Source organism: Rhizobium sp. RHZ01 (assembly GCF_014851595.1).
In the GTDB taxonomy this organism is placed as follows: domain Bacteria; phylum Pseudomonadota; class Alphaproteobacteria; order Rhizobiales; family Rhizobiaceae; genus Rhizobium; species Rhizobium altiplani.
Window position 1 is genome coordinate 66,930 of sequence record NZ_JACUZZ010000026.1, and the last position, 13,256, is coordinate 80,185.

Sequence of the window (13,256 nt, forward strand, 5' to 3'; positions counted from 1 at the left end):
TCAGCTCCAGGTGCGATCCCAGGAATACTCATTGTCCCAGTGATCCGTAGGCTGCCAAATGCCGGTGACACCCGGCTGCAGATGCCGCGAGATCACCTCGTCGACGACGTCGTCAATCCCGAGCCCCGGCTTGTCCGGAACAGTGATGAAGCCGTTCTTGACCAGCGGTTTGGGAAGGCCCGTGACGATATCGTCCCACCAGTCGACATCGGCGGAGTGGTATTCGAGCGCCATGAAATTTTCGGTCGCGGTCGCGACATGTGCCGCAGCCATTGCGGCGATTGGACTTTCCGCCATATGGATGGCCATGGCGACACCATCGTCCTGCGCCATGTCGCCAATCTTCTTGGTCTCGAGGATGCCCCCGCTGGTGAGCAGGTCCGGGTGGATAACGGAGACGCCGCCGCTCTTGAGCAGAGGCTCGAAGCCCTCCTTGAGATAGATATCCTCGCCGGTGCAGATCGGCACCGTGGTGGCCTCCTGCAGTCGCTGGTACTGCTCGGTGTATTGCCAAGGGATCACATCCTCGAGCCAGGCTGGCACGTATTTTTCAATTCGCCTGGCGAGGCGAATGCCGTTCTGCAACGAGATATGGCCGATATGGTCGATCGCGAGCGGCACATCCATGCCGATGACCTCCCGAACCTCGGCGATGTATTGCTCAAGCAGGTCGAGGCCCTTGTCGGAAAAGTGAAGGCCGGTAAACGGGTGCTGGACGTTATGCAAATCGTACGCAGCGTTGCGGACGCGCCGCTCGTCATTGGTCTTCAGCGGCCCGCGAGCGGGACTTTGGCGGTAGCCTTCCAGTGAGCCGGCCGGAAACACGACCGCACCGGGCACATCCGCGATCTGCATCAGCCCAAGATCCATCTTGAGGAAGGTGAAGCCGAGCTCCATGCGCTGCTTGAGGCGCTTTCCGGTCTCGGTGCCGCTCGGCACCGTTGCGTCGGTATCGCAGTAGACGCGCACTTTTTCCCGAAACCGGCCGCCGAGCATCTGGTAGATCGGGACGCCGTAGGCCTTGCCGGCCAGATCCCACAACGCGATTTCAACCGCCGATACACCACCGCCCTGCCGGCCGTGTCCGCCGAACTGCTTGATCCGGCGAAACAGTCGATCGATGTTGCAAGGGTTCTCGCCAAGCAACCGGCTCTTCAGCATCAGAGCGTAGGTGGCGCTGGCACCGTCACGCACCTCGCCAAGCCCGACGATGCCCTGGTTGGTGTAAATCTTGAGCAGCACCGAGGTGAACGGCGCGCCGATAATTTCGGCTACCCGCATGTCGGTGATGCGAAGGTCGGACGGCTTGGAATGCATGTTCACCCGATTGAGCGCCTCGTCGGCTCCATTTGCCTCTGGCATGACTTGTCCTCGTTTTGGTGGGTGGGGCTCGTCGCCGCGCTCGCTGGGGCGGCGTAGAGCGTTGCTAGGCCAGCTCTATCTCGTGGTCTTGAAGGTAGTCGCGGTTCATTTCAACGCCGAGACCGGGCCTCGGCGCAAGCTTGAGGCTGCCGTTCGAAACATCGAGCGGTCTGTCGATGAGGTGATCGTATTTGCCGAGGTTCCACTCCGACGTTTCGAGTTTGTAGAAGTTGGGAACGGTCATCATCACCTGCGCTCCCGCAACCACGTTGATCGGCCCTGCGGCGTCATGCGGCGAGACCGGGATGTAGTAGGCTTCGCACAGGGCAGAAATCTTCTTGAGTTCAGTAATGCCGCCGGTCCAGGTGACATCAGGCATGATGTAGTCAGCGAGCCTGTTTTCGAGCACCGGCACGAAATCCCACTTGGTGTGGCCGCGCTCGCCCCACGAGATGGCGGCGCTGACCTTCTCACGGACCTGTCGGAGAGCATTGAGGCTCTCCGGCGGACAGGGCTCCTCGAACCAGTCGATCTGACCAGCTTCCTCGAGGCTTCGACAAAGGCGAATGGCGGTCGGAACGTCGAACCGGCCATGCGCATCGATGAGAATGTCGACATCAGAGCCAGCCGTTTCCCGGATCAGAGCCGTGAGTTCGGCGGCTTCGCGCTCGTCCTTGCGGGACATGCTGCCATCGAGGTACCCGTCCCGCTGTTCGCGAGGCTGGCCATCGGCGACGCGCCCTTGGTAGGGGAAGGGATCGAACTTGAGGGCAGTGTGGCCGGATTCGACGATATCGCGAATTTCGCGGACGACAGCCTCCTTGCTGGTAAATTTGGCCTGGTTGGGGTGGGTGTAGAGCGCAATTTCATCGCGCACAGCTCCACCCAACAGCTCGTAAATCGGCTTGCCGAGTACCTTGCCTCGTATGTCCCAGAGAGCAATGTCAACGGCGCTCACGCATTCGACCGCGGCCCCGCGACTGCCCATGTAGGTGAAGCTGCGGAATATCTTGTGCCACAGATACTCGATACGCGCCGGGTCCTCGCCGGCTACGGTGGCACCGATCTGCCGCAGGATCGTGCAGAGGGCGCGATTGGCAAGCCTTGTCGTTGTGGTGATCTCTCCCCAACCGCTCACCCCCTCATCCGTCGTCACTTCGACGAACAGAAACTCTCCCCAATAAGAAGCATCGGACTTGATCAGCCACGGCCGCACGCTTGTGATTTTCATCTCAACTGCCTTTATCCGAAGTGGTTGGGATAACGATATTCCAGGCGATCTTTTCTATCCTGCCCGAGCGGCGTTGCGCGCACGCATGTGTTCGAGGATATGTCGGCCGGAGCCCTCGACATGGCGCGCAATAAGCTCGGCTGCCTCGTTCGCGTTGCCCGCCTTTACGTGCTCGATGAGCTCTCGATGCTCGCTAAGGATCGCCGCACGCCGGGCGAGTGTGAAGTTGAAACGCCGGCTCACGGCTCGAAGCACTTCGCGATGCTTCCACCAAAGCTCGGCGGCATGGCGGTTATAGTGCCTCTGGTACATTACGGTGTGAAAGGCGGTGTCGAGCTCACTGTGCCTGAGCGTGTCGGCGAAGTCGTTCTCTTCAATCAGCGCCTGGATGCGTTCGAGTTCAGCAATGTCTTCGACGGTCGCCATGCTGACGAACCATCGCGTCAGTGCCGGCTCGATCAAGACTCCGATCTCGTAGATGTCCCGAACAAAATCCTGGTCAATCGGCCGGACGCGCGCTCCGCGGTTGGGAACAAGGGTCACAAAGCCCTCCCCGCGCAGCAGCTGCAGAGCCTCGCGCACGGGGTTGGTCGAGGTGCCGTGACGTCGGGCGAGATCGGTGACCACCAGCCGTTCGTTGGCGGCGAGCCGCCCTTCGATGATGTCTTCCCTGATCAGTTGATAGAGCGAGGCACCCTCGCTGGAGGCCCCGATCGCGTCGATCCCTTCGGGTGGCTGTGCTTTGAAATCGCTCGTATCGGCCAAGACTGTCCCCAATTAATACACGCCTTGCTTAAATATCACGCGAGGCTCCTCCAAACAATGTACGATTTCGCCGGTTGACAGGCAATCGACGATCTGAAAACGTATGATTAGCTTTAAGGCATACACTGGATACAAACGTCCTGGGGCCGAGGAGCAAAAGACCGCTCGCCTTGAGGCAGGGCGGCATGGGAGCGAACCCGGAGGATACCTATGACGAGGATTTCACTCGGAGGTGCCGTCCTGCGCGGCACTGTCTCAACCGCTTTGATGATATCGTTGATGTCTGCGTCGGCGCTCGGTGCGTCGATCGATTTGAGCAAGTGGTCGCCACAATATGTGCGCTCCATTGCCGGCACCCAGAATTTTGACACGGCGGGCGATTGCGCCAAGGTCACCCCGCTCGACTATAAGGGGCGACTGACTTTCTGGTATCAGGGCGTGTTCGAGGGCGACCCCGACCTCCTGCGCGAGTATTACAAGGACTTCTTCCAGACCTTCCGCAAAACCTATCCAAACATCCAGCTTGAGGAACAGGCTCTCACCTATAACGACCTGCTGGACAAGTTCCGGACCGCACTCCTTGGCAATGCAGCACCGATGGCGGTCCGCCTGCAGATCCTCGGCGGCACGGAGTTTGCCTCAAAGGGCTATTTGCAGCCGCTCAAACCCGAGGATGTAGGGTATTCGACCGAGGATTTCTGGCCGGGCGCAATGAAGGCTGTAACCTGGGATGGGGTGACCTACGGCATACCCACCAACAACGAAACGATGGCTTTCATCTGGAACGCCGACATCTTCAAGCGTGCAGGCCTTGATCCGGACAAGGCTCCGGCAACCTGGGACGACGTCGTCAAGTATTCCAAGCAGATCCACGACAAGCTCGGCATTGCCGGTTATGGCCTCGTGGCGCGCAAGAATGCCGGCAATACACCGTACCGCTTCATGCCTCAGCTGTGGGCCTATGGCGGCGGCGTCTTCGACGAAGCCACGGCCAACCCGACGTATAAGGTGGTCGAGCTGAACTCCCCGCAGAGCAAGGCGGCACTGCAAGCCTCCTACGATATGTATGTGCGCGACAAGTCGGTTCCGGTTTCGGCGCTTACCAACCAGCAGGCCGACAACCAGCCCCTCTTCCTCGCTGGCCAGCTCGGCATGATGATCTCGCACCCGTCCGACTACAACGTCATGCTCGACCTGCAGAAAAAGGCGACGGATACCGACAAGGTCAAGGCGCAGACGGTAATCGACAACATGCGCTATGGCCTCATTCCCACCGGCCCGGACGGCAAGCGTGCCGTCGTGTTTGGCGGCTCCAACATTCATATCCTGAAGCCCGAATATGTAGAGGGCGGCAAGGTAGACGAGCCGGCTGCAAAGGCTATCATCTGCATGTGGACGAGCCCGGAATGGTCGCTGAAGATGGCCTATGCCGGCTCGAACCCGGGAAACCTTAACGGCTTCAAGACCAAATGGATGAAGGAACGTCTTGACAGCATCAAGTTCCTCGATGTCACGACCTCGATGCTGCCATACGGCATCCCGTTCCCGGCGCTGCCGCAGTCCCCCGAGATCATGAACATCATCGTCCCGGACATGCTGCAGAATGCCCTGACCGGAGCCATGACCGTCGACCAAGCAGCGGACGACGCAGCCAAGAAGGTAAAAGACCTGACGGATGGCGGACTCTAGTCCGGGCCTGACGATCTGACCGGCTGCGCTGATTGCAGCCGGTTTGCTCCGAAGAACAAGGGTGCGGCACAGTGACGATCTTGACTGGCAAGGCCGAGGTTAGCCGAAGACTGCACCCCGACAGGTCCGGCGTGCTGCGAAAGATGTGGGAGCATCGCGCTGACTACGCATACGTGCTTCCTGCGATTGCTGTGATGCTTGTCGTCATAGCCTACCCCATCTACTACACGGTCGAGCTGTCTTTCTTCAATACACCGCCTGGCCTGCAGCTTCGGGACAAGATCTTCGTCGGCCTAGACAACTACATCGCCATCCTCACAAGTCCGGTGTTCTGGAAGGTCACCTCGAACACTCTCATCTGGACACTGGGATCGACCTTCATCTCATTTGTCCTGGGATTTGCCTGTGCCCTGGCGCTCCATCGCGACTTTATCGGCCGGGGCATCCTGCGTGCCATCCTGATCATTCCCTGGGTCATCAGCGCGGTTGCCGCGTCCTATATCTGGAAGTGGATCTACCATTCGGACTTCGGGATCATTGGCGCGGTGCTTGTCGGCCTCGGACTGGCCGACCGGCCGCCGAATTTCATCGACAGCGTCAGCACGGTGCTGCCCTCGCTGATCGTCGTCAATATCTGGCGAGAGTTTCCATTTGCGATGATCATGATGATGGCCGGCCTGCAGACGGTTCCCGACCAGTTGCTGCGCGCCGCAAAAGTCGACGGGGCCAATGCATGGCAGCGGTTCTGGCACGTCACCTTTCCGCACCTGAGAAACGTTTCGACGGTGACGATCCTTCTGCTGGCGGTGGCCAACTTCAATTCCTTCATCATTCCCTGGATCATGACCGGCGGCGGGCCGTCGAATGCATCGCATATCTGGATCACCCACATCTATGAACTCGCCTTCGGCCGCCAGCGCTGGGGGGTGGCGTCCGCCTATTCTGTGCTGCTGTTCGTGATCCTGATGTCGCTCGGCTACTTCTACGTCCGTGCGCTGAGCGGCAACGAACAGAAGGATGGAAATGAATGAGCACAATTGCCGAAACTGCTCATCGAAGCCAGGCGCGCCGCCGTAGGCGCATTGATGGATGGCGCTGGGGCGGACGCATCTTCCTTGTGTTCATGCTGCTTTACACCGCATTACCGATGATCTGGATGCTGATCACCTCGATCAAGTCAGGTTTCGCGGCCATGCAATTCCCGCCGCAATGGTGGCCGGACCAGCCCACGCTTGCCAGCTACCAGAAGCTGCTCGACCCGCAAAACAGCGTCGGCCAGGACTTCCTGCGCTTCTTCTGGAACAGCCTTTTCGTCTCCACCGCCACAACCATCCTTTCGGTGATCGTGGCAGTTCCTGCGGCCTACGCCTTTTCACGCTTCACCTTCCCGGGCCGGAACTTTCTGTTCTTCACCGTCTTGCTTCGGAACATGTTCCCGGCGGTGATCTTTCTCGTGCCGCTCTTCATCCTGATGCGCGCGATCGGACTCGTGAACACGCATGGGTCGCTCATCCTTACCTACCTCACATTCGGCCTGCCGCTGGCAATCTGGCTCCTCAAGGGCTTCTACGACAACATCCCGGTGCAACTCGAGCAGGCGGCGCGCATCGACGGGGCCACGCGGTTCCAGGCATTTGTCCTCATCGTGATGCCGCTCTCGGCGCCAGGCATCATCGCCACGGCGATCTACTCCTTCATTGGCGCGTGGAACGAGTACATCTACGCCTACACCTTCCTCTCCAAGAACGAGCAGTTGACACTGCCCGTCGGCATCCAGCGCTTCTTCTCGGAAAATACAACGGACTTTCCGGGCCTGATGGCGGCCAGCTTCATGATGAGCGTGCCCGTCGTGGTCCTGTTCCTCGTCCTGCAACGATACTTCGTACGCGCACTCACAGAAGGCGCAGTCAAGCACTAGGGGAGTTGCCGGTGGCCCACGTGGTCCTCAAGAATCTGGTCAAGACCTATGGCAGCTTCAAGGCTGTCAACAATGTTTCGCTGACGGTCAACGACGGCGAATTCGTTGCGCTCGTCGGCCCTTCAGGCTGCGGCAAGACAACCACACTCAATCTTGTGGCCGGGCTCATCCCCATCACCTCCGGCGACATCGTCATCGGCGACCAGGTGGTCAACGATCTCGACCCCAAGGACCGGGACATCGCAATGGTGTTCCAGAACTACGCGCTCTATCCGCAGAAATCGGTCTATAAAAATCTGGCGTTCCCGCTGCAGATGCGCAAGTTGCCAAGGAACGAGATCGACAAGAAGGTCAGGGAAGCAGCGCGAGTGCTCGACATGACCCAGCTGCTCGAGCGCAAGCCACGCGAACTTTCGGGCGGGCAACAGCAGCGCGTGGCGCTGGGCCGCGCCCTCGTTCGCGATCCGGCGGTATTCCTGATGGATGAGCCACTCTCCAACCTCGACGCAAAGCTGCGCGTGCAGATGCGCTCGGAGATCAAGCGCTTCCACCAGGACCTCAAGGCGACGGTCATCTACGTGACGCACGACCAACTCGAAGCGGTCACGATGGCAGACAGGATGGCGGTGATGAATGGCGGCTACCTGCAGCAATACGATTCACCGGCACAGGTCTTTGCCCATCCGGTGAACATGTTCGTCGCGAGCTTCGTCGGCAGCCCGGCAATGAGCCTTGTTCCGCTGGAGGCATCAACGGCAAGCGGCAATACTGTGCTGACAAGCCCGGAGGGCTGGTGCCTCGAGCTCTCGCCAATCAACGCCCAGAAGGTCGCAAGGGCAACAACCAGGAAAGTTGTGCTCGGCGCACGTCATTCGACGATCAGGCTGCACAAGAGTGCGATGCCTGGATGCGTCCCCGCCAAGGCCTACACGGTGGAGCCGACCGGGGACGTCACCTTCGTACAGGCGTTTCTGTCCGGAGCCATCGTCAATGTCAGCGTGCCGCCGACCATTGCCGTGGCGCCCGACGAACAGATCTGGCTCGAGTTCGATCAGGAGCGGATGCATCTGTTCGACGGCGAAACGGAAATGGCCCTCAAGGCCGACTGAGACCAAGCGGATGCGTGTGAACCGAGGGCGTGGATGACCACGAAGCTTAAAATCACGGCGATCAAGCCCTATCCGGTATGGGTCGGAACGCGCAACCAGATGCTGGTCAAGGTCGAGACCGACAACGGCATCTTCGGCTGGGGCGAGAGCGGCTTGAGCGGTCGCGAGAAGGCCGTCGCCGGCGCGATCGAGCACTATCGCGAGTTTCTCATCGGCCGCGACCCGATGCAGATTGGTCGGATATGGCAAGAAGTCTATCGCAGCCAATATTTCGAAGGCGGGCGCGTTCTGCAGGCCGCGATTTCCGCCATCGACATTGCCCTTCACGACATCAAGGGCAAGGCGCTGGGGGTGCCGGCCTACGAACTGCTGGGCGGCAAGCAGCGCGACCGGATTCCCACCTTCGCCTCGACCGGCGACGAGGCCGAGGGCGATGTTGCCATCGAACGGGCCCGCGAACTGCGCGCACAAGGGTGGCAGGCGATCCGCTTCTTCCCCGTCGGGCAAAACAGCAAGGACATCTTTGAGCCGCGGGAGTCGATCGCCGTTACCGCAACTATGCTGAACAAGGCGCGCGAGGCGCTGGGCGACGAGGTCGTCCTCGGCATCGACTATCATCATCGGCTGTCGGTGGCAGAGGCGGCGAGCTTCTGTAACAAGCTCGGCCGTGGCGTGCTTGATTTCCTCGAGGAGCCGATACGCGACGAGACACCAGAAGCCTACGAGTCCCTGCGCAGGATGACCGACATCCCGTTCGCCATCGGCGAGGAATTTGCCAGCAAGTGGCAATTCCTGCCCTACATCGAGCGTGGCATCCATCAGTTCAACCGGCTCGATGTTTGCAATGTTGGCGGGCTCACCGAGGCGATGAAGGTCGCCGGCTGGAGCGAGGCGCACTACGTGGACCTGATGCCGCACAATCCCCTCGGCCCAGTCTGCACGGCCGCGACCATCCATCTCGCCGCCGCGGTACCGAATTTCGCCTGGCTCGAGACCAGGGCGCCCGAAGCAAAGCTGGGCTTCGACAATTCCGACTTCTTCCCCGTGCAACCAAGGCTCGACGGCCCCGACTATCCGGTCAGCGATCTGCCAGGGCTCGGCGTCGAGGTCAACGAAGAGGCGGTCAAGGCAGAGAGCTTTCGTTTCTGGGAAGCGCCTCACCTGAAGCGCCGCGACGGTTCTGTCACAAACTGGTAGTTTCATCCAACGGGAGCCTAGAATGACACATATGCCCGAGATTACGCGACCGCCCAGAGAGATGATCGACGCATTGAAGGAAATCGGCGCCGCGACGATCTCCGGCACGCTAGGCCACATGGGCTTCCGCAATCCGCACATGGTCGGTCCTGTGCCGCAAAATCACGGCAAGTCGATCGTCGGGCCGGCCTTGACGCTTCAATTCATGCCGCAGCGGCCCGACCTCTTCACCGAGGGAGAATATGCAGATCCGGAGACGCAGTTGCACCGCCATGTGCTTTACCACGTGCAGGAGGGCGATGTGGTCGTCGTCGACGCGCGCGGCGACATGAGCTCGGGCGTCTTCGGCGATATGATGTCGACCTATTTCAAAGGCAGAGGCGGCGCTGGCATCGTGATCGACGGGTGCATGCGCGACCGGCCCAATGTCGAGAAGCTGGATCTGCCTCTATGGCTGCGCGGCTGGACGCCCAACTATCATGTGCAGACCGGCATCTATCCCAACGCCGTCAACGTTCCAATTGCCTGCGGCGGTGTCACGGTAATCCCCGGAGACATCATCGTCGCCGACGATGACGGGGTGGTCGTGCTTCCAGTCGCAATGGCTGCGAGCGTAATCGAAGAATCGCAAAAGCATCACGACTGGGAGGAGTTTTCGCGAATGAAACTCATGGAGGGCGGATCGTTGCAACGCTACTATCCGCTGCATGACGATGCCCGCGGAGAGTACGAAGAGTGGCGCAAAACAAATCGCTTGGGAACGACCTAGCCAAGGGATTACCCAAGGCGGGCGGCGAACTTTCTACGGATATCGCCGGCGTCTACACAAAAAGCATGGAACCAAATTTCGCCTGACCGAGCCGCCTAGCGGGCGAAAGGACAACCGGTATGTCTGGCGCGCCGCACTTCCTGAAGAACGGCTATGCGCGAAGCCAGCCGTTCCGGGGACGGTTCGTGCGATTGAAAAGCCGTCGCTCAATGCGCCTACCGCATGAGTATGCGGTAGGGCCCATTCCTACGACCATGTCAAATGCGTCTGCTTGACCAGTTCGGCCCTGCGCTCGGCGGTTTCCAGCCCAAGTTCGATAAACTGACGGGCATGCCTGGCAAGCGCAACGTTATCGTCCCAGAGATTGCGCCAGATGGCCGTCTTCAATGAGAGGTCCTTGTCGACGATCGCAGTGGAGAAGGATTCAAAGGTTACATAGTCATCCCAACCGATCGCCACGAGAGCGTCGAAGATGGTGGCGAAATCGATATTTCCGGTGCCGAGGTAACCGCGGTGGCTTTCCCCGATATGGACATAGCCGATCTTGTCCGCGGCATGACGGATTGCAAGGCCGACGTCGGCCTCTTCGATGTTCATGTGGAAGGTATCGAGATGCAGAAAGACGTTCGCAGCGCCTGTATCTGAAATATAGGCCATCCCCTGCGCCGCCGTATTGAGCATATTGCTCTCGAAGCGATTGACGATTTCGAGGTTGAGCGTAACGCCGGCAGCCTTGGCTCGATCTGCCACTCTCGACAGGGTGGCGACGCTCGTATCCCATCCCTTCTTCGTCAGCGCATGTTCCTGCTTGCCGTGGGCCGAGCTCAATATGCCGGCAAGCTTGGTACCGCCCAGATCGCGCACGAGTGCCACAGCGCGGTCGAGAATATCCTCGCCCTTGGCAACAACTGCCGGATCATGACTGGAGATGTCACCCTCCAAGGGCAGCCCCATGCTGATTGCGACATCAAGGCCAAGTTCCTCGATGCGAGACGCCAGCCACTTCACGTCCACCTGTTTCGGATCGAGGTACGAAAACTCGATAAGCTTGAACTGAAGTTCGTGGGACCTCGATAGAGCTTTATCGAGCTCATCCTTCGACGAGCCGGCACTCCAGACAAATGAGTGGACACCGATCTTGGACATGGGCAAACCGCTTCCTGAGATTTTCATTGAGGGAAGGCGACCCGCCGTGCACGTGGCAACGGCGGGCCACTCGGGAGGAGACCTTAGCGGGCTGCCGTCCAGCCCTTGTAATCCTTGAGGTTTTCAGCCGTGATCAACTTCGGGTCGAGAAGCACCGTCGTTTCGGCCGGCTTCTTGCCATTCAGGACGTCGACGGCCATCTTCAGCGAGTCGCCGGCCATGATGTAGGGATCCTGCGAAGCGGAGGCCTTGATCATCGAGTTGCCGCTGGCGAGCGACTTTTCGATATCAGGAGCGCCGTCGACTGCGGTGATGAAAAACTCGTTCCGGTTCAACTGCTTTGCGGCAAGCTCTGCGCCAATGCCGGTCGGATCGTTGATTGCAAAAACGGCGTCTATCTTGTCGAAGCGCGTCAGCAGTCCCTGCATGACAGCAAGACCACCATCGCGCGATCCCTGGCCGTTCTGGTCGTCAGAAAGGATCTTGATGTCAGGGCTCTTCGACAGGACGTTCTTGCAACCCTGGACGCGATCGAGGATCGAGGACGAGGCCGGGCCGTTAATGATGACAACATTGCCCTTGCCGCTGAGCTTGTCGACGATGTACTGGCAGGCTTCTTCGCCTGCCTTGACGTTGTTTGTCATGACGGTGACGTCTGCACCGGGTGCGGACACGTCAAAGGCGGCGACGATAACGCCGGCGGCCTGAGCCTTCTTGACGGCCGGTGCAATTGCCTTGGCGTCGACAGCGTTGAGCATGATGATGTCAACGCCGGCGGCAATGAAGCTGTCGATCTGCGAAACCTGCTTGTTGAGGTCGTAATCGGCAGAAACAGAGGTCACCTGAACATTCGGATTGATTTCCTTGGCTCGGTCTTCAATGCCCTTGATGGTCGCGACAAAGAATGGATTGCCCAGGAGGCCGACCGAAATGCCGATCTTTTGAAGATCCTTTGCCGCGGCCGGCATTGCAATTGCCGCGGCGAGCGCGGTGGCGGTGAGCAGTTTAGAGATCATGCGCATGCTTTCCTCCTTATGGCGCCTCCTGCGCCTTTGTTATCCGGTAACCCGGTTCCTTCAGCCGCAGCTCAGGTGCGGCTAAGCCCTCTCAGCCTGTAGCGGTCGAGCCCGACGGCAACGATGATGACAAGTCCCTTGATGATGTACTGCCAGATGTCGGAAACCCCGACGAGGATGAGACCGTTCGACAGGACAGCGATGATCAAAGCCCCTATCAGCGTGCCCCAGATCGACCCGACGCCGCCGACGAAACTGGTACCGCCGAGAATGACGGCTGCAATCGCGTCGAGCTCATAAGCCTGGCCAAGCTGCAATCCGTTTGCCGCGTACAGGCGGGCCGCCGACATGACACCGCCGAGGCCCGATAGCAGGCCCGACATCGAATAGACGAACAAAAGCACCAGCGGCACTTTGATGCCCGTAAGGCGTGCAGCCTCGACATTACCGCCAACAGCGTAGATCCAGGTTCCTAGCACCGACCGCTTGAGGATCACCCAGGACACCAGGATCGTCACCAATGCGATGATCGCCAGCCATGGCACGCCGAACAGATTGCCATTGCCGATGAAATCGAAGGGCAGATCGGGATTGAAGACGGTCGTGTCGTTGCCGAGAAGACGGGCAATACCGCGCATTGCCGTTAGCGAACCCAGCGTGACGATGAAGGGCGGGAGTTTCAAAAACGCGATGATAACTCCGTTGATGAGGCCGCATCCCAGTCCGACCGCAATTGCTGCGGGAATCCCAAGCATGCCGACATCCGGCCACAGCGAAACGATGACACCGACCATGGCTGAGGCGGCAAGGATCGATCCGACGGAAAGATCGATGCCGCCCGTCAGAATCACGAATGTCATGCCGGCCGCAAGCACGGTGTTGATCGATGCCTGCTGCATGACGATCGACAGATTGTTGACGCTCAGGAAGCGACCGCTGAGAAGATGAAAGCCGACGGCCAAAAGAATGAGGACGGGTAGCATACCAAGGGCGGTCAAGGTCGACCTCAACCTCATCCTGTCTGTTGCTGTCTGTCCGCTCTGCATTGCGCTCA

Annotated in this window: 12 protein-coding genes; 6 read left to right on the top strand and 6 right to left on the bottom strand. The window is 59.5% G+C overall.

Translation table 11 applies throughout. The annotated features are described in order from the left end of the window. From IB248_RS23675 to IB248_RS23685, 3 genes are all read right to left on the bottom strand, one after another. A complete protein-coding gene (locus IB248_RS23675) occupies positions 1-1,362 on the bottom strand; it encodes a mandelate racemase/muconate lactonizing enzyme family protein (RefSeq protein WP_192241745.1) in 1,362 nt (453 codons plus the stop codon). A 64-nt stretch (positions 1,363-1,426) separates the two neighbouring features. Next, positions 1,427-2,593, bottom strand: a complete 1,167-nt coding sequence (locus tag IB248_RS23680) for a mandelate racemase/muconate lactonizing enzyme family protein (RefSeq protein WP_192241746.1) — start codon at positions 2,591-2,593, stop codon at positions 1,427-1,429. A gap of 54 nt (positions 2,594-2,647) precedes the next feature. Continuing rightward, positions 2,648-3,358, bottom strand: a complete 711-nt coding sequence (locus IB248_RS23685; RefSeq protein ID WP_062369108.1) for a GntR family transcriptional regulator — start codon at positions 3,356-3,358, stop codon at positions 2,648-2,650. 210 nt (positions 3,359-3,568) lie between these two features. On the opposite strand from IB248_RS23685, the gene IB248_RS23690 reads away from it, so the two are divergent. The 6 genes from IB248_RS23690 (at position 3,569) to IB248_RS23715 (ending at position 10,040) form a co-directional block, all read left to right on the top strand. Continuing rightward, positions 3,569-5,047 (top strand): sugar ABC transporter substrate-binding protein, encoded by a 1,479-nt coding sequence (locus tag IB248_RS23690; protein WP_169680522.1) that lies wholly within the window; start codon positions 3,569-3,571, stop codon positions 5,045-5,047. Positions 5,048-5,118: 71 nt separating this feature from the next. Continuing rightward, positions 5,119-6,078: a sugar ABC transporter permease gene (locus tag IB248_RS23695; RefSeq protein ID WP_169680524.1), complete on the top strand. Its 960-nt coding sequence runs from the start codon at positions 5,119-5,121 to the stop codon at positions 6,076-6,078. Continuing rightward, on the top strand, positions 6,075-6,965 hold the full coding sequence (locus IB248_RS23700) for a carbohydrate ABC transporter permease (protein ID WP_112641009.1): 891 nt from the start codon (positions 6,075-6,077) through the stop codon (positions 6,963-6,965). Before IB248_RS23695 ends, IB248_RS23700 begins: the two co-directional genes overlap by 4 nt. Before the next feature lie 11 nt (positions 6,966-6,976). Next, positions 6,977-8,074, top strand: a complete 1,098-nt coding sequence (locus IB248_RS23705; protein ID WP_169680528.1) for an ABC transporter ATP-binding protein — start codon at positions 6,977-6,979, stop codon at positions 8,072-8,074. Between the two features lie 33 nt (positions 8,075-8,107). Then, positions 8,108-9,271 (top strand): mandelate racemase/muconate lactonizing enzyme family protein, encoded by a 1,164-nt coding sequence (locus IB248_RS23710; protein WP_192241747.1) that lies wholly within the window; start codon positions 8,108-8,110, stop codon positions 9,269-9,271. Between the two features lie 22 nt (positions 9,272-9,293). Further along, entirely contained in the window at positions 9,294-10,040 is a 747-nt protein-coding gene (locus IB248_RS23715) for a ribonuclease activity regulator RraA (protein WP_025660642.1), read from the top strand. Between the two features lie 246 nt (positions 10,041-10,286). Here the strand turns inward: IB248_RS23715 and IB248_RS23720 are convergent, their stop codons facing one another. The 3 genes from IB248_RS23720 to IB248_RS23730 form a co-directional block, all read right to left on the bottom strand. Next, positions 10,287-11,186: a sugar phosphate isomerase/epimerase gene (locus IB248_RS23720; RefSeq protein WP_169680532.1), complete on the bottom strand. Its 900-nt coding sequence runs from the start codon at positions 11,184-11,186 to the stop codon at positions 10,287-10,289. An 83-nt stretch (positions 11,187-11,269) separates the two neighbouring features. Continuing rightward, on the bottom strand, positions 11,270-12,208 hold the full coding sequence (locus tag IB248_RS23725; protein ID WP_192241748.1) for an ABC transporter substrate-binding protein: 939 nt from the start codon (positions 12,206-12,208) through the stop codon (positions 11,270-11,272). Between the two features lie 65 nt (positions 12,209-12,273). After that, positions 12,274-13,248, bottom strand: a complete 975-nt coding sequence (locus IB248_RS23730; RefSeq protein WP_245307374.1) for a ribose ABC transporter permease — start codon at positions 13,246-13,248, stop codon at positions 12,274-12,276. Positions 13,249-13,256 lie beyond the last annotated feature (8 nt).